Source organism: Salmonella sp. NW38, assembly GCF_051807745.1.
Lineage (GTDB): Bacteria > Pseudomonadota > Gammaproteobacteria > Enterobacterales > Enterobacteriaceae > Salmonella > Salmonella enterica.
This window is the reverse complement of the sequence record NZ_JAMMTO010000001.1, coordinates 532,181-549,503: the sequence shown is the minus strand read 5'-3', so window position 1 is coordinate 549,503 and position 17,323 is coordinate 532,181. Positions and strand designations below refer to the sequence as shown.

Genomic DNA, 17,323 nt, shown 5'->3' with positions numbered 1-17,323 from the left:
AGCACCATAACAGTTAGCAAATCGTTGTTAATTTTAACAACTGATATACACTGCGGTTGCCACCTGCAAGCAGCGCTCAATGAGAACGAATAATGAAAAAATATCAACGTCTGGCGGAGCAAATTAGAGAACAAATCGCCTCTGGCGTTTGGCAGCCCGGCGATCGATTACCCTCGCTGAGGGAGCAGGTCGCCAGTAGCGGCATGAGTTTTATGACTGTCGGTCATGCGTACCAGTTGCTGGAAAGTCAGGGACGGATTATCGCCCGTCCGCAATCCGGTTATTATGTCGCGCCGCATCCGGTTTGTCGGTCAGTCGCGACGGCAGCGCACGTTATTCGGGATGAAGCCGTAGATATCAATACCTATATTTTTGAGATGCTGCAGGCCAGCCGTGATACCTCAGTGGTGCCTTTTGCTTCAGCGTTTCCCGATCCGCGTCTGTTTCCCTTGCCGCAATTGAACCGATCTCTGGCGCAGGTCAGTAAAACCGCGACGGCAATGAGCGTCATCGAAAATTTGCCGCCAGGTAATGCAGAATTGCGCTATGCAATAGCACGCCGTTACGCGCAGCAGGGGATTACCGTTTCTCCTGACGAGATTGTCATTACCGCCGGCGCGCTGGAAGCGTTGAATCTTAGTTTACAGGCGGTGACGGCACCGGGAGACTGGGTGGTGGTGGAGAACCCCTGTTTCTACGGTGCGCTACAGGCCCTGGAGCGATTGCGCCTGAAAGCGTTGTCGATACCCACCGATGTTAAAGAAGGTATCGATCTTATGGCGCTGGAACAAGCGTTACAGGAATATCCGGTGAAAGCGTGCTGGTTAATGACCAACAGCCAGAATCCGTTAGGGTTCACGCTGAGCGCTGAGAAAAAAGCGCGGCTGGTTGCGTTACTCACGCACCATAACGTGATGCTAATTGAAGATGATGTTTATAGCGAACTCTACTTTGGCCGCGAGAAACCTCTGCCCGCCAAAGCATGGGATCGCGACGATACCGTGTTGCATTGTTCGTCTTTTTCCAAATGTCTGGTTCCCGGTTTTCGCATTGGCTGGGTTGCGGGAGGAAGCCATGCCAGACAAATTCAGCGTTTGCAGTTAATGAGCACATTATCCACCAGTTCCCCCATGCAATTGGCGTTAGTGGATTATCTCTCGACACGTCGATATGACGCGCATCTGCGCCGATTGCGAAGGCAGCTTGCCGAACGTAAACAGCAAGCCTGGCAAACCCTTTTGCGCCATCTCCCGGCGGAAGTAAAAATTCACCATAACGATAGCGGTTATTTTCTTTGGCTGGAGCTACCTGAGCAGCTTGATGCCGGTGAACTTAGCGCCAAAGCGCTTGAACACCTTATCAGTATCGCGCCGGGGAAAATGTTTTCAACGTCCGGCGCCTGGACGCGTTTCTTTCGTTTTAACACCGCATGGCATTGGGGAGAACGGGAAGAACAGGCCGTAAAACAGCTTGGCAGCCTGATTCGCGAGATGCTGCGCGCTAAAAGCCTTGTGTGAGGTGGAATGCGTGTCAGCTCACAACCTGACTAAATTTCCCGAGTGTGCCGGGTGAGCATCTGGCGCGCCGTCTATTTTTAGGAAAGCGGCGGCCCGTTCGCCGGAAATCGATTAATGACGATATGGGAAAATGCTATGCAATATCAATTACTGATTAATGGCGTGCTGGTGGACGGCGAGGGAGAAAGGCAGTCTGTTTATAACCCGGCGACAGGCGAGGTCATACTTGAGATTGCGGAAGCGTCGCCCGCGCAGGTTGACGCCGCAGTGCTGGCCGCCGATAGCGCGTTTGCCGAATGGGGGCAGACCACACCCAAAGCACGGGCGGAATGTCTGTTAAAACTGGCGGACAGCATCGAGCAAAACGCCCTTGAGTTCGCCCGGCTTGAATCGCAAAACTGCGGTAAGCCTTTGCACTGCGTAATTAATGATGAAATTCCGGCAATCGTGGATGTTTTTCGCTTTTTTGCCGGCGCGGCCCGTTGTTTGAGTGGGCTGGCGGCGGGCGAATATCTGGAAGGACATACGTCGATGATCCGCCGGGATCCGATTGGCGTGGTTGCCTCTATCGCGCCGTGGAATTATCCGCTCATGATGGCGGCCTGGAAGCTGGCGCCAGCGCTGGCGGCAGGTAACTGCGTGGTGATTAAGCCTTCTGAAATCACGCCGCTGACGGCGCTTAAACTTGCCGCGCTGGCGAAGGATATCTTTCCGCCGGGGGTGCTCAATGTCCTGTTCGGACGAGGGCAGACTGTTGGCGATGTATTGACCGGCCATGAAAAAGTACGCATGGTCTCTTTAACCGGTTCTATCGCGACCGGGGAGCATATTCTGCGCCATACTGCGCCAGCGATAAAACGTACGCATATGGAACTCGGTGGTAAAGCCCCGGTGATTGTTTTTGATGACGCCGATCTGGATGCGGTGGCGCAGGGCGTCCGGACTTTTGGTTTCTATAATGCCGGACAGGATTGTACTGCGGCGTGCCGTATATATGCGCAGCGCGGTATCTATGATGCGCTGGTCGAAAAGCTAGGGAACGCGGTGAGCAGCCTGAAAATGGGCGCGCCGGAGGATAAGTCGACAGAGCTGGGGCCGTTAAGTTCGCTGGCGCACCTGAAGCGCGTCACAGCGGCTGTAGAGGAGGCGAAGGCCCTCAGCCATATCCGTGTGATTACTGGCGGAAGTCAAACGGAAGGTAAAGGTTACTATTTCGCTCCGACGTTGCTGGCAGACGCAAAACAGGAAGATGCCATCGTGCAACGCGAGGTCTTCGGCCCGGTGGTCAGTATAACCGTCTTTGATGATGAAGATCAGGTTCTGAGGTGGGCCAACGATTCTCGCTATGGTCTGGCATCCTCCGTCTGGACTCAGGACGTCGGGCGGGCGCACCGGCTTAGCGCCAGATTGCAGTATGGCTGTACCTGGATTAATACCCATTTCATGTTGGTTAGCGAGATGCCGCATGGAGGGCAAAAACAGTCGGGATACGGCAAAGATATGTCATTGTATGGTCTGGAAGACTACACTCTTGTCCGCCACATCATGGTTAAGCATTAAGGATCATTTACTGTTCAGAAAAATCATGAAAAAATAGGCGGGTGTTGGCGGAGAGGGGGACCTCCCCGCCAACATGCGCAGCAAGTACTCAAAGGTTGAACACCTCAAGCAAACCAGCCGAATCTCAACGAGATCAGACCCAAAAGTCCTGCAGCAGCAAAGACATTAATCAGCACGACGGTTTTACTGGAAACATTCATTTTCGCCACCTTTCATCATAACCCCTATGGGTATAGTACGGGTTGGCGAGATCCGCAATAATACGTAAACAGGATATTCTGTGAGCGGAGCCGTGCATTGAGAACGTTTTGCTGTTAAGGCTGACAAACCTTGATGTGTGTCAAATAAAAAGAGCATATTGCGCGCGTTTTTTCCTCTGGTTGGCGCGGATGCCTGATATGACCCTCTTTCAAAAGATATTAATTTTTTACGCCGTCATGGCGGTGATATCATTCCTGATCACCTGGTTTTTGACTCATGACAAAAAACGAATTCGTTTCCTGAGCGCCTTTTTGGTTGGCGCGACATGGCCGATAAGTTTCCCCGTCGCGTTGCTGTTTTCGCTTTTCTGACCTCAAGCCCGATACAGGTTACCGGGCATGGTTTTTCCGCCAGGTCAGGCTATCAGGGCAATTAATTGCTCTCTGTCTACGTCGGTAACGTCCTGCGGATGCCGATATCCTGCGTTCTCATTGGCCAGGGTATACAGCGCAACAAGCCAGTCATAGACATAGCGGCTGGCGGCGTGAACGGGCTGTTCGTCAAGCTTTGTTAGACGCAACATTGTCGAACGCGACGTTGCGGCGAAAATGGCTGCGCCTTTCTGAACGCGGCTGGCCGGGCGTTGGGCCTCCTCGATATTTGTGTAGCCGAGCCAGGCGATGAAGTTACCAATGATGGCATGAAGCTGCGCGCCGCTCACCTCCTCGCGCTGCATGGTTTTCTGTAACTGCTGAGGTAAACCGAGGCGATAGCTGGCGGTAATTAAAATCTCCGCCACGGCGTTGAGCATCTGCGGTTCCAGACCCAGACGCTGCGCATTATCCCGGCAGTGGGCCCACTGGCGCAGATGATTGATCCACATTTTGTGCGCCTGGTAGCCTGTTTCATGACCTTCTGACGCTGAAGCGCGCGTTGGTTCGTCGGCAAAGAGATCGATCGCGTCATTAAATAAACCGCTGACCTGTTCTTCTCGCGACTGTCGGGTGCGCAGCAACGCTTCGAAGTTCTGTACCGGCGGTAACAGCCCGGCCAGCAGGTCGCCATGTCTGGCGGCCTGGGCCTGAAGACGCCGGATCACGGTTTCAACCGGTAGCTGCGCGTCATCAAACATCGGTAACAGATCGCGCACGCGGCCTCGCAGTTGTTCGCGTAACGCCTGTAAGCGCGCCTGTCGCTGTGGTGCCGATGTCGCCTGCGATAACCATTCCACCAAACGCTGCATACTGTGTTTATCCAGCGCCTGCAGCGTTCCCCAATGCACGCCAGGTTTACCCATCAACTGCTGGACGGCTTCATCCAGATTTTGCTGGGTGGCAAAACGGGCATCCTGTGGAGTAATAGCCCAGACGACGCCGGGTAACGCTGATTCATGCTGCGGCTGCGTGGCGTTAACCCACTCCAGTAAGTGACGGGCGGCGGCGGATGTTTGCGAGCGAGATGCCAGAGCATTGCAAATTACCAGAACATCGGGCTGTACCTGTTGACGGTAATGGGCCAGCATCCAGCCTAATTTCGCCCGCCATAACGGATGAGGATGACTGTCTGGCGCGACCGGAATATCCAGTAAATCAACATTATCCAGTACGCTGTTTTCAACGGTTAGCACCAGTTCGCGGGTAAGCAGCGCCAGAGAATCAAGCGAAAGGCTGACCGCATTGAGCAGTCGGCCTTCCTTAACCGGATGCACCACCACATCGCTTTGCGTATCGCTGGCGGTTAGCGCCATTTGCGTCAGGAAGTTTTCCGCCGGTAAGCCAAAATGATCGACCAGCAGGCTGAGCGGCGCCGCCAGTTCCCCGGCATGGCTGGTTTGTTGCAACATATGCGCCAGCGCCAGCCATTGCTGGGTGATCTCCGGTTGCTCTCCCCACAGTAATGCCCAGGCGTGCGCCCGTGTCGTGAGATCCAGCGCAGGCAAGAGCGAGGCAAAGTGTTGCCATGTCGCATCATCAATATGTTGTCTGGCGGACGGAAGACAAGAGCGCCAGAAACTCGCGATGGTCGCGACCTCTTCAGCGGTAACGCCGGGGACGGGCTGCGGTTGGCGAAGCGATTGCCATTTCTCCAGGCGTGATGTGATAATGGATTTTTCGACCTGGCGACAAATGTGGGACGAGCTGGTCCAGGCAATAAAGATCTGCACCAGTTCGGCTTCACTGATCAAGCGCAGGCGCAACGGCCAGCTGTTCTCGTTTGAAAAAATGTCGCGCGTAAAGCGAATAGCCATATTCGCTGGCGCATGGCCCGGATTGATGTGGCTGAAATAATCATAGTCACGGTCCGGCGTGATAATTTCCAGCTTGCCATTCTCGTTACCGCATAGCGTCGTTAACAGATGCGCTTTTGCGGATTGCGCATACCCGTACAGACCAACGCAGCCATGTGATGCGCAGGCGGCGTTGAGCGCTGACTCATCCGCCGCGGCAAGCGTAAGTTGCGCCAGCAGAGCGTCGGCTTCGTCATCCAGTCGCGTTGCGTAACGGCGCGTGTTGTTAACCCACTCGATAACAGCCTGGGTGGCGTTTAACGGTTTTGTCATTTCAGGTATACACTCCCGCTATCTATCCAGTAGTGGCTGCCGCTGTGGCGACGGTCAGCCAGCGTATTCAATTTTAATGTCAGCGCATCGGCGGCGACCGGCGTTCCGTCCTGGAGCCAGGCATCACTTAATATGAACGATTCCGGGGCGCTATCTTTGCTACTGCCGCGTAATTTCAGTCGCACATTCAGTACGCCGTCGCCTGCGATGGTTTTCGCCAGTTCGGCGGAATTAATGCTCAGGCAATAGAGTGGGGTCGCAGGCCAGCGACTGTTCGCCAGTTGACGAAAGCCCAACGTTACGTTGCCACGTAGCGGAAAATGCAGGCGAGCGTCCAGCGTTGCGCCGGGTTTATCCAAATCGATCTCGTGATACCAGATATTTTCATCGCGAAGCGTATTAACGGTATTATCCAGTACGCCGAGATAACGCACAGTCGAATACGCGCCGATATCAGCCGCTTTAAAATTGAAACGCGGCAGACGTAAGTCCAGCGCCAGGCTGCATAACATCGCGCCTACCGCGGCAGTGGATTTTGGATTGCCGATACGCCCTTGCTGACTGAAGGGATACCATTCATGTACCTGATACTTATCCATCCACACAATGCGATTAACCGGCACCGGTTGTAAGTGCCGGATGAGCGCCTGTACGCCGGGTAAACAGGTCGGTCTCCCCGTCACCAGCAAGATATCGCAGTGATAGTGGGAGATCGCTTCGCAGACCGCATGAAGCGGCGTTGTCAGCGTAAACTGACCGGCCAGCAGAGCCTCCTGAAGCTGGCTAAACTGGATTTGCAACGGCACATTGAATATATCAAATGTCGGCGAACCAGACGGTAAGGCATGATCGATCGCCTGCTGGATATAGTTCATCACGTTGCTCGTTGGGCGGCGGATCAGCAGATCGCCAAATGTCGCATGTAAACCGGCAAACGGATCGTTAATGTCGCTTTGCTCCCAGGCGGAAAGTACCGCATGGCCCAGCGGCATAAATAATTGCAGCGCCGTTTGCTGGCGCAAAATGGCCTGAGTATCAATTCGTCCCGAATCGCCAAATAAGGTCGCCAGCAGGGCGGCGGCATCCGTAACGCCTGCTCGTTGCAACGCCGTTTGCAGGGAAGGGAGTACGCAACGCTGAATGATATCCAATAGCAGATCGTCCCCGGCGACTTTAAAACCTTCGCGAAACAGGAGATGAGGCGTAATTTTTACATTGGCCCCCACGCCGTCATCTAACTGATAGTGAACAATCGCCATATCCGTCGTGCCACCGCCGATATCAATCGATGCCACGCGCAACGCGCGTCCGGGGACGACGCCGGGTTCAGGCTGGCGATCCGGTCTGGCGAGTGCATTAAAAAAGGATTCGGTACGCCCGGCGTAATGCGAAATGGCTTCGTTATAAAGCCATACCAGTTGGCCACAACTTGCTTCGTCCCATTCCATCTGTATTTCTGGTACCGGCACCACGCTTTTTTCACGCTGCTTAGGCGTGGTGAAATCCTCATCCTGCGGATGCCAGCCCATGGCTTTCCAGACCAGCGCCAGCGCTTCAAACATTCGCTGGCGGAAAATTTCTCGCTCCTGTTTCGGCATAGCGGAAGGCAGCGTTAAAATCAGGGTGCGTAGCTGGCGCGGCGCGGCGGGAAAGCCGAGTCGCAGCCGGGTGGCGACGCTGTTAATTTGCCCCAGCGCCTGAGCCAGAATTTCGCACAACATATGCGTCATCAAGGTGCTACGGCTGTATTGCGGCGAAAAAACCGGTAGCCTTTCTTCATGCGGCAGGCGGAATAACGGCTGTCCGTCGTCGTTCATCAGATTCATCAGCGGAAACGCGGTGGCAAGCGGTTCGCGCTGCGTTTTACCGTGGATCTGACTAAAACGCCAGTCCTGCAAGGCGGGGGTTTCATCCCACAGGTAGCGGCGCGGGCTGGAGATGCCGCTGCTGCCTTCGGTGCCCACACGCTGCATAGCAAGGGCGCGAGCCTCGTCGCCCACACGCACAATGGAAGGCCAGACAAAGGCGTCGTCTCGTCCGCTTTCGACAGAAAAGTGTTGCTTGCCAAAGCGCGATTCCGAGAATTCCACCCGGCTGGTAAATAAAGGATCGTTCAGATACTGCGGCTCGCTTAAAGAACGCACCTGAAGCTCTGCCGTCTGGCGTAACCCGTCATTCGCATCGCCATGATCCTCGATCAAGACGCCGCAGGTATGCGTATTGCCGACATCCAGAATCAGATCGACCGGGATTGCGGGCGTGCTTAACGTATGTGTCACAAACTTTACTTCCGGCACCGTAAGCTGTTCGCCTAACAGCGTCAGTAAATTCAACCAGTGCGCCTGATACTCAAAGCTACGCAGCGCTTGTTGTATGGCCTGTTCCGAACGGTTTTCCACCTGTGAGGCATACTGAAGAAACGACTCGCGCAGCCAGCCGTCAATCCATGTCTGGTCAAGAAAATCGGCAACTTCTTCATCGCGCCAGGCGAGCGCAAAACGTGTGCCATTGAGCAGATCGTTTTCGCAAGGCGCCAACGCCGCAGGCATATTTTTGGCCAGTTGACTGTCGAAGGCGAGGGTGATGCGGTGTGTGTTTCCGGCGCTATCTGGCTCGCTGAGTTTACGTACCTGAATGCGCGCCCAGTTATCCGGCCCGTCAATAAAGGTACGCGGCGGATTAAAACGCAGGAACGGCAGGGGAAGCCAGATCCCGTCGAGTACATCCAGAGAATAGTGCAGCGTCTGAGTGCTTTCCGGTTTCACGACTTCGGGTTGGCCGCCAGCACGTCCTGGCAACGTGTAGCGCCCGCTGGTCAGATCAAAATCGAGGCGCAGTAGCGGGCCGTTTGCCGTTTTGCGCACAAAACGTCCGTAGTGGGCCGACTCTTGCGGCGTTAAGCCAAAATCAAGAAACTGGACGCCGCTGTTTGCAATGAGCGTGACGCTCTGTTTGTAATCACACAGATTGACCAACATAAAATCAGGCACCTATCTTTTTAAACGTCAACGGAATTGCCGCGTGGTCGCCATAACGGGCGGTACAGGTTGCGACGTCATTGACGCCTGCTTTACAGGTAATTTCCGGCATCGGATAACGTGAACCGTCGGTGCAGCGCGCATTGCCGCGACTTTTAATCATCAGCTCGCCCGTTTGATGCAGACCAGAGAAAATTTCCGCCCGACAAACCACGTTATCGCCATGTACTACGCGCGCGATACCTTTGTTATTTTGGATCTGATAACGCAGAGAGGGCGGCTTGCCGGTAATCGGATCTTTGACATCCACGCTGACCCGCCAGCTACCGTTTAAAAAGCGCGTGGTTCCAAGCTTCATCTGCGTACTGTCCATCACCAGTGCGTCTTTGGGGATAGCGGCAATAATAACAGGCGCTTCCGGCAACGGCGCCGCTTTGGGGGCGGGCGTCACCTCAGCGCGATGCAGCGGCAAATGCGCGGTGAGTTCAGGCAATGGGGTAACGTCAGTTTTCGCGGTAGCGACAGGCGCGGCGCGAACAGGAGAGGCCCCGTCAACGGATGAAGATGGCCAGAAAAAAGGCGTGGCGACGGCGGCGATAACCACGGCAGCGACAGGTAAGCTCCACAGCGGTAGACGGCGAGCTCTTTTCGCCTCAGCAACCGGGATGGGTGTGGCCGGCTTCGGCTCGCTAACGATAACGGGCGGCGCAACAGGTTCCTCCGGCATTTTCGGCGGCTCAATGACAGACGTTAACAAGGGTTCATCCGCCTGACTAAACGCCGCCTCTACCAGCGGCTTTTCTTCGGGCTCCGGCTCCGGCTCGACCAGAGGGATGTCGGGGATTGCCTCGGTTATCCGCAGGCAGTCCAGCACATCATCGCGTGTATTTTCGTTGAGATTAACGAATCCCCAGAAGGTGATAACCGGTTTGCCGTTAACCAGGAAAACATGATTTTCGCCGGGAAATTGCGTCGCTTTCTCAAGTAGCGATCCAAATAGCTGAAGCGCTGTTTTACCGGATTGCAGACTTTTGCGACTGAGTGCAGCCGCGCTTTCAAAAGTGCTGGCTAAATAACGTAAAGCCCGAGAACGTGTCTCTTCGTCAGCCGCTTTCCACGCTATCGCCTGACCTTCAATCGGCGAATACCAGTCAACCCGATCGCCATTATCGTTAAGTTGCGGAATCGCCAGACAGTCAACCATCGCCTGCTGTTTACGCAGACGAAGCGTTTCGCGAATTTGCAATGCTGATTCAAATACGGCCTGACCGCCGCCGCCCACGGCCTGATAATCATCCAGATTGCCGCTGCGCAAGAGAGATTTTGCCACGTTGTTATCCCTTAGACTTCTTCACGCGTCTACTTTACGGGGTCTATACGCAAGCAAACGGCGGAAGAAAGGCAAAAAGGCGCGAATTCTCGGTCTATTAAGCCCCGTGTTTTCACTTGACGTAAGTTAAATCAGGAGGGCGGCGGCGAATTACCGCATCGGGCGACAATAACGCGTATAATAGGCGAATCATGCTGTTACAGAATAAAGAGTAGGAGAGCTTATGTCGCACCTGGAGGAAGTGAGCGCCCGCGTGGATGCCGCTATCGCGGAGAGCGTAATTGCCCATATGAATGAATTGCTGATTGCCTTGAGCGATGACGCTGAATTACGTCGCGAAGATCGTTATGTGCAGCAGCAGCGTTTGCGCACGGCTATCGCGCATCACGGCAGGCAATATCAAGAAGATCGGGACGCGCGCCGCGAACAGCTCACCAAAGGCGGCACGATCCTGTAACCCATTAAAACTGGCGCTTCGCAATCAGCCATGCGCCAATGACCAGCAACAGCGCGCCGAACGCCGGCCCGACCATTGCGCGTAACGTGACGCCGTGGCTACGCGCGATATCCAGCGCCAGTCCGCCGATTAACTGGCTGGCGACCAGTACCGCGATAGTCGTCGCGGCGCCAACGTTCTGATACCCGCTAATGCTGGCAAATACAAAAAATGACCCCAGCAGACCGGGGATCAATGTCCACCAGCGCACGCTGGCGACCAGCTCGCCGAAGCCCGCAGCGCCTTGCTTAAACCACAATATCGTCACAAATAAAACGATCCCTACCAGCGAGTTCAACAGCATAGCGATCAGAATCGTCGATGATGTCTGCGTAATACGCACCATAATACTGTTTTGTACCACCAGCCCGACGCCGGCGGCGATCAAAAAGATAAGCGTCAGCGACTGGTTCATCAGCAGGCGTCCGGCGCGGCGTGTTCATCAAGCTGGAGCTGCATAAACGTAAGATCTAACCAACGGCCAAATTTTACGCCGACCTGCGGCATTTGCGCGGTGACGGTAAATCCCAGCGAATGATGCAGGCGTATTGAGGCGGCATTCTGTGACTCAATACCGGCCACCATCACATGCTTGCCGCAGCGTCGGGCTTCGTCGATCAGTCTGCTGAGCAGTTTTCGCCCCAGTCCTTTCCCCTGGTGCGCCGGATGAACATAAACCGAGTGCTCGACGGTATAGCGAAAACCGTCAAAACTGCGCCAGTCGCCAAATGATGCATAGCCAGTCACTACGCCATTTTCTTCGCTTACCAGCACCGGATAGCCCAGTAATTGACGGGCCTCATACCAGGCAAGGCGATTATCCGTATCGACCGTCCGATCGTTCCAGATGGCCGCAGTATGTAATACCGCATGGTTATAGATTTCGGTAATCGCGGCGCAGTCTGCTTTATCGGCAAAGCGAATCGTCATAGGGAACCCCAGGGAATGTTTACGATAGTGTTAGAAATACTATTGAAGGCGGCATAAATCAACGAATTAGCACAAGAATTTATGTTTAGCGAGGAGGGGGGAAAGTCGTTCATAAAAGCGCACAGCCTGATATCTGAGAGTGTTTAACTCCCTCAGAAAGCTAATGTTCGACTATTATTGATGGATTATGCCAGGCATGAGGAGAATAGAATGAAGCAACAGACCAACCGAAATCGTCGTTGGGTTTTGGCCTCGCGTCCCCACGGCGCGCCGCAGATGGATAACTTCCGCCTCGAAGAAGATGACGTCGCGACGCCCGGTGAAGGGCAGGTGCTATTGCGTACCGTTTTTTTATCACTCGACCCTTATATGCGTGGCCGCATGAGCGATGAACCCTCTTATGCGCCGCCTGTTGAACCTGGCTGCGTTATGGTTGGCGGTACGGTTAGTCGCGTTGTCGCGTCAAACCATCCTGATTACCGACCAGACGAATGGGTGTTGAGTTACAATGGTTGGCAGGATTATGACATTTCAGATGGCGAAGGGTTGGTAAAGCTGGGTGATAATCCGCAACATCCTTCCTGGTCGCTGGGTATTTTAGGAATGCCGGGGTTTACCGCCTATATGGGGTTACTGGATATCGGCCAGCCGAAAGAGGGCGAAACGCTGGTTGTCGCCGCCGCCACCGGCCCAGTAGGCGCAACGGTTGGGCAAATTGGCAAGCTGAAGGGCTGCCGGGTCGTGGGTATTGCTGGCGGCGCGGAAAAATGCCGTCATGCGACAGACGTTTTGGGATTTGATCTGTGCCTTGATCATCACGCTGATAATTTCCCACAACAGCTTGCGCAGGCCTGCCCGCAGGGTATCGATATCTATTATGAGAATGTCGGTGGTAAAGTCTTTGACGCCGTCTTACCGCTACTGAATACGTCGGCGCGGATTCCGCTCTGCGGTCTGGTCAGCGGCTACAATGCGACAGCGTTGCCGGACGGTCCAGACAGACTGCCTCTGCTGATGGCAACATTACTTAAAAAGCGTATTCGCCTGCAAGGTTTTATCATCAACCAGGACTATGGTCACCGGATACATGAGTTTCAGCAAGAAATGGGGCGTTGGATAAAAGAAGGGAAAATACATTACCGGGAGCAGATTACTGATGGGCTGGAAAATGCGCCAGAAGCGTTTATGGGGCTGCTGGCGGGGAAGAACTTTGGCAAAGTCGTGATACGTTTAGCGGACGATGCGTAAAGAAAAAATGGCGGCATTATGTCGCCATAAAAATGTGCAAATTTTAAAATTCCGGCTTTACTTATATTCATCATTCAGATCGCGGTGGGGCAGCTTATCTCCCTCAGCGGCCTGAACCGGTCAAAAATCTCGATACATGAAGGAATGACGGAGATAAAACGGTTGCCATAAAGAAACCTGTATTGTTGTAAAAGATGAGAATATCACGCAAGTAAATTATCACTTTTATTTATTTGGCCGTTCAGGCCTGGATTATCTTTTTTACAATTAAGTTCCGAAACTTCTTCGGGACTCGATTGCGATGTTGTTCTGCCAAGAGGTGAAGGAAGGAAAATGCCGGGTACGGAAAAAACACAACATATAAGCCTGACCACACAGGTTGAAAATCGGTTAAAGCATCAATTGTCTATTGGCGCATTAAAACCAGGCGCAAGGCTTATCACTAAAAATATCGCTCAAGAGTTAGGCGTCAGTATTACGCCGGTGCGTGAGGCTCTGTTAAGGCTGGTCTCTTCCAGTGCTTTGGCGGTGGCGCCAGCACAGGCGTTTATGGTGCCGGAGATCTCGCTGGAAAGTTTGCTGGAAATTAATACGATTCGTACTGCCCTGGAGGAGATGGCGGTGGTCGCCGCTGCGGGTAAGATTACTCCGGATCGCGAGCAGACGCTGAATGCGCTATTAGATGAATTTCAACAGGCGCTGGAAAGTGGCGTTATGGAGAAAATTCTTTTGGCCAACCGCGCATTCCGCTTTGAGATCTACCACTACGCGGATATGCCAACGCTGTATGCCATGATCGAGCAATTATGGGTACGCCTGGGGCCAAGCCTGCATTTTTTATATGATAATTTTAAACTTGATGATTATCAAAACGGCGTTAATCTGTACAGAAAATTGCTTAATGCGTTAGTGACTGGTGATAAAGAAGCCAGTCGCCACTGCCTACAGAACGTTTTGCAACAAAACGTAGCGACGATTAAAAATCAGTACTTCATGTAACTATGACTTATCAATAGCGGGGATTCCCCGCTATTGCCGGATATTTGCCGGATATTTATTCAAATTGCCATGCCAGATTAATCCCCACGCCATAGTTACGCCCTGGCGCTGGCTCATAATATCGGCCATTAGATTCATTAACGATCACTGAACCGATATATTCTTTATCAAATAGATTATCTACCCGCCCAAAAATATCGACGGTAAGCTGACTGTAATTAAATTTATACCCTGTATTTAGTCCAACAACGGTATACGAAGGCGCTTTGGCGGTATTTTCATCATTGGCCATGATATCGCCCATATAGCGAACGTCTGTTCCGGCGTACCACCCCTCATCCGGGATAAAACCTAATGAGGCGAATCCCATATTACGGGCGATGCCGGGCATCCGGTTTCCATCACAGTTTTGCCCCTGACAAACGTTACTGCGATAGGTCGCATCCAGCCAGGTCCATGATGCTTTCACCCGCCAGTCGCCGGCGAAGCGCTGGTCCAACGAGAGTTCTGCGCCCTGGCGGCGTGTTTTGCCCGCGTTTTTGTAGGTAGTGCGTCCTCCCATACTGCTGGCGACGACAATTTCATCATCGGTATCGGTTTGAAATAACGCGGCGGTCAACAAGCCATTGCCAATCCGCGTTTTACTGCCGACTTCCACCGTATCATTGGTCGACGGTTTGAGGTCAAAGTTGAACCCACTTTGGCCGTCAGCGCGATAAGAAAGCTCATTGATTGTGGGAGTTTCAAATCCGCGACCGGCAGCAAGATAGAGATTCCAGGCGTCAGTTAACGCATATTTTAGCGATCCGGCGGGTAGCCAGTGGTGATAGCTGGCGTCGCCGCTGTCATCGCCATTGCCGGGCGCGATATAGTGATCGTTAGAATCGAACCACACGGAACTGTAGCGCACGCCAGCATCCAGCGAGAGTTTTTGCGTAAGCTGCCACTGGGTTTGCAGATAAGGATCGACATTCCACATCAGGTTACGCTCATCCCGGCGTAAATCGCCTTTATGCCCAAACTCAGGGGTGCCGTTGTTGAGACGGAAGTTATTGTAACCCTTGCGGTTTTCGCTCATGTTTTCATAGTTTACTCCGCCAGTGAAGGTGACCGGCACACCTAATTCTCCCCGGTGAGTCCAGCGGGAATCAATGCCCTGATAGTGGCGTTGCAGTGTAATTACGCCGCCAGCCTGAGCTGGTTTTAGCTGTGCCACCAGGGGAATAGACTGGTATTGCGTGGTTTCCCGCTCTCCGGCGTAGGCCATCACGCTGATATCATCCTGCGCGCTGAGCTGACGTTCATAACGCAATCCTGCCTGAGTTTGTTTGATGGTTTTACGCGTATTGTACTGTTCAGCGCGCGGCGCCTGTTGCGGATCGGCTTTCCATTCAGATTCGGTAAGTCCGCCGGGATCGTCCGCCTTAATGTCCACACTATTAAAAATCAGCGAGAGTTTACTGACATCGTCAAGGCGAACGCCCAGTTTGGCATTAGCCAGATTTTTTCGCGCACCGCTGTGATCGCGGTAGCCGTGGGTGGTGAAACGGGTAGTCGATACCGTGTAATCCACGTCGCCTGGCTGTGTGCCGTCACCCATCGCGCCCGTGGCTTTTAGCCCATAGCGCCAGCTTCCATAACTGCCGTAGTAGCTGCTGGCCTCAAGGGTAGGCGGCTGTTTGCCGGTTTCGGTGGTGACATTTATCACGCCGCCGGAAGCATTGCCGTATAGCGCTGAGAAAGGGCCGCGTAACACTTCAACGTCTTGTATGCTGTTAATATCAATATTCGAAATCTGGCCTTGCCCATCCGGCATGGTGGCGGGAATGCCATCAACATACAGACGAATGCCGCGCACGCCAAAGGCGGAACGCGAGCCAAATCCGCGGATAGAGATTTGCAGATCCTGCGCGTAGTTCTGCCGGTTTTGCACCTGCAATCCCGGGACGCTGGTTAAAGACTCAGATAAATTGACGCGCGGCGTCGCCAGACGCATGTCTTCTCCCTCAATGACGCTAACGGCGGCAGGTGTATCCAGTTCGGATACGGTTTGCGGCGTTGCGGTGACTATCATGGTTTGTTCATTGGGCGCGCTGGCGGCCTGAAGAACCGGGGAGAAGGTCAGAGGCAATAAGAGGGCGGGATAAAGTCGCTGTCTAACGGAAATAATTTTCATGAAAATGCCGGATAAATGTAAGCGTATCAACGGAAAACGTGACATTAAGGGTAGTCAATATGTAAAGTTTTGAAATTTTAATCGCACATTAAGTTAAGAAAATGTGCGGTATTTAAGAGCCATGACATTCGCAGGCGAGGAAAAGCTCCACTTTTTGATAAATAATGATTATTATTCTCAACTTATAATAAGTGCGGAACGAAGATCCCGCGCAGCGAAGTAGTGTGAAGCAGCTATACACGTTTTTATCAAAGGGAGTCGTCATGCACTTACGTCATCTTTTTTCGCCGCGCCTGCGTGGTTCTTTATTGTTAGGTTCGCTCCTCGTCGCATCCTCATTTAGCACGCTGGCGGCGGAAGACATGCTGCGTAAAGCGGTAGGCAAAGGCGCTTATGAGATGGCCTGGAGTCAGCAAGAAAACGCGCTCTGGCTGGCTACATCGCAAAGCCGTAAACTGGATAAAGGCGGCGTAGTTTATCGTCTCGACCCGGTGACGCTGGAAATCACGCAAGCGATTCATAACGATCTCAAGCCGTTCGGCGCCACCATCAATGCCGCGACCCAAACGCTGTGGTTTGGCAATACCATTAACAGCGCTGTTACCGCGATTGATGCCAAAACGGGTGATGTAAAAGGTCGTCTGGTACTTGATGCGCGCAAACGTACTGAAGAGGTTCGTCCGTTACAGCCCCGTGAGCTGGTTGCCGATGCGGCGACCAACACGATCTACATTAGCGGTGTTGGTAAAGAGAGTGCTATTTGGGTAGTGGATGGCGAAACCATCAAACTGAAAACGACGATCGAAAATACCGGCAAAATGAGTACGGGTCTGGCGCTCGACAGTAAAGCGCAACGCCTGTACACCACCAATGCGGATGGTGAATTTATCACCATCGATACCGCCAGCAATAAAATTCTCAGTCGTAAGAAGTTGCTGGATGACGGTAAAGAACACTTCTTTATTAACCTGAGTCTCGATACCGCAGGTCATCGCGCGTTTATCACCGACTCGAAGGCGACTGAGGTTCTGGTTGTCGATACCCGTAATGGCAATATTCTTGCCAAAATCGCGGCGCCTGCTTCTTTGGCCGTCCTGTTTAACCCGACACGTAACGAGGCGTATGTGACACATCGTCAGGCAGGGCAGGTCAGCGTGATCGATGCGAAGACCTATAACGTTGTTAAAACGTTCGATACGCCGACGTACCCGAATAGTCTGGCGCTATCGGCAGATGGTAAAACGCTCTACGTCAGCGTGAAGCAGAAATCGACACGTGAACAGGAAGCGACGCAGCCGGATGATGTTATTCGCATTGCTTTGTAAATA

14 protein-coding genes are annotated in these 17,323 nt (G+C 53.2%); 7 read left to right on the top strand and 7 right to left on the bottom strand.

Translation table 11 applies throughout. From position 1 onward, the window contains the following. Positions 1 to 92: 92 nt before the first annotated feature. Together ycdR and patD are read left to right on the top strand one after the other, a co-directional pair. A complete protein-coding gene (gene ycdR, locus NA624_RS02820) occupies positions 93 to 1,517 on the top strand; it encodes a GntR family transcriptional regulator YdcR (protein WP_000760687.1) in 1,425 nt (474 codons plus the stop codon). Between the two features lie 114 nt (positions 1,518 to 1,631). Next, positions 1,632 to 3,077, top strand: coding sequence for an aminobutyraldehyde dehydrogenase (gene patD / locus NA624_RS02815; protein WP_000158095.1), 1,446 nt, complete (start codon positions 1,632 to 1,634; stop codon positions 3,075 to 3,077). 104 nt (positions 3,078 to 3,181) lie between these two features. On the opposite strand, the gene yncL is transcribed toward patD, so the two are convergent. Then, positions 3,182 to 3,277 (bottom strand): stress response membrane protein YncL, encoded by a 96-nt coding sequence (gene yncL, locus NA624_RS02810; protein ID WP_001103198.1) that lies wholly within the window; start codon positions 3,275 to 3,277, stop codon positions 3,182 to 3,184. A gap of 198 nt (positions 3,278 to 3,475) precedes the next feature. Between yncL and NA624_RS02805 the strand changes: the two genes are divergently transcribed. Continuing rightward, on the top strand, positions 3,476 to 3,649 hold the full coding sequence (locus tag NA624_RS02805; protein ID WP_001522647.1) for a GhoT/OrtT family toxin: 174 nt from the start codon (positions 3,476 to 3,478) through the stop codon (positions 3,647 to 3,649). Between the two features lie 44 nt (positions 3,650 to 3,693). Here the strand turns inward: NA624_RS02805 and srfC are convergent, their stop codons facing one another. Genes srfC through srfA form a run of 3 tightly spaced genes read right to left on the bottom strand, consistent with a single transcriptional unit; the run spans position 3,694 to position 10,146 of the window. Beyond that, positions 3,694 to 5,838 carry a virulence-associated effector SrfC gene (gene srfC, locus NA624_RS02800; protein WP_000165622.1) on the bottom strand — a complete coding sequence of 715 codons (2,145 nt, stop codon included), beginning with the start codon at positions 5,836 to 5,838 and terminating at the stop codon, positions 3,694 to 3,696. Continuing rightward, positions 5,835 to 8,816 (bottom strand): virulence factor SrfB, encoded by a 2,982-nt coding sequence (locus NA624_RS02795; protein ID WP_000960834.1) that lies wholly within the window; start codon positions 8,814 to 8,816, stop codon positions 5,835 to 5,837. Before NA624_RS02795 ends, srfC begins: the two co-directional genes overlap by 4 nt. Positions 8,817 to 8,820: 4 nt before the next feature. After that, positions 8,821 to 10,146 (bottom strand): virulence-associated effector SrfA, encoded by a 1,326-nt coding sequence (srfA, locus tag NA624_RS02790; protein ID WP_001129947.1) that lies wholly within the window; start codon positions 10,144 to 10,146, stop codon positions 8,821 to 8,823. Between the two features lie 223 nt (positions 10,147 to 10,369). On the opposite strand from srfA, the gene NA624_RS02785 reads away from it, so the two are divergent. Beyond that, complete coding sequence (locus NA624_RS02785) at positions 10,370 to 10,603, top strand: YdcY family protein (protein ID WP_000018720.1); 234 nt, start codon at positions 10,370 to 10,372, stop codon at positions 10,601 to 10,603. Positions 10,604 to 10,607: 4 nt separating this feature from the next. Here the strand turns inward: NA624_RS02785 and NA624_RS02780 are convergent, their stop codons facing one another. Next, positions 10,608 to 11,057 (bottom strand): DMT family transporter, encoded by a 450-nt coding sequence (locus NA624_RS02780; RefSeq protein ID WP_001076565.1) that lies wholly within the window; start codon positions 11,055 to 11,057, stop codon positions 10,608 to 10,610. Beyond that, positions 11,057 to 11,572, bottom strand: a complete 516-nt coding sequence (mddA, locus tag NA624_RS02775) for an L-methionine sulfoximine/L-methionine sulfone acetyltransferase (RefSeq protein WP_000155373.1) — start codon at positions 11,570 to 11,572, stop codon at positions 11,057 to 11,059. The genes NA624_RS02780 and mddA overlap by 1 nt, the downstream gene beginning before the upstream one ends. A 210-nt stretch (positions 11,573 to 11,782) precedes the next feature. Here mddA and NA624_RS02770 point away from each other — a divergent pair, with 210 nt between their 5' ends. After that, positions 11,783 to 12,820 carry an NADP-dependent oxidoreductase gene (locus NA624_RS02770; RefSeq protein ID WP_001517827.1) on the top strand — a complete coding sequence of 346 codons (1,038 nt, stop codon included), beginning with the start codon at positions 11,783 to 11,785 and terminating at the stop codon, positions 12,818 to 12,820. 333 nt (positions 12,821 to 13,153) lie between these two features. Beyond that, the gene (mcbR, locus tag NA624_RS02765) at positions 13,154 to 13,819 is read left to right on the top strand and encodes a colanic acid/biofilm transcriptional regulator McbR (protein ID WP_001119592.1); all 666 of its coding nucleotides are present in this window, start codon (positions 13,154 to 13,156) and stop codon (positions 13,817 to 13,819) included. Positions 13,820 to 13,874: 55 nt separating this feature from the next. Here mcbR and pqqU read toward each other — a convergent pair whose 3' ends face one another. Further along, positions 13,875 to 15,995, bottom strand: a complete 2,121-nt coding sequence (pqqU, locus tag NA624_RS02760; protein ID WP_000692031.1) for a TonB-dependent receptor PqqU — start codon at positions 15,993 to 15,995, stop codon at positions 13,875 to 13,877. A 263-nt stretch (positions 15,996 to 16,258) separates the two neighbouring features. Here pqqU and NA624_RS02755 point away from each other — a divergent pair, with 263 nt between their 5' ends. Further along, positions 16,259 to 17,320: a YncE family protein gene (locus tag NA624_RS02755; protein ID WP_000550636.1), complete on the top strand. Its 1,062-nt coding sequence runs from the start codon at positions 16,259 to 16,261 to the stop codon at positions 17,318 to 17,320. Positions 17,321 to 17,323: the final 3 nt, after the last annotated feature.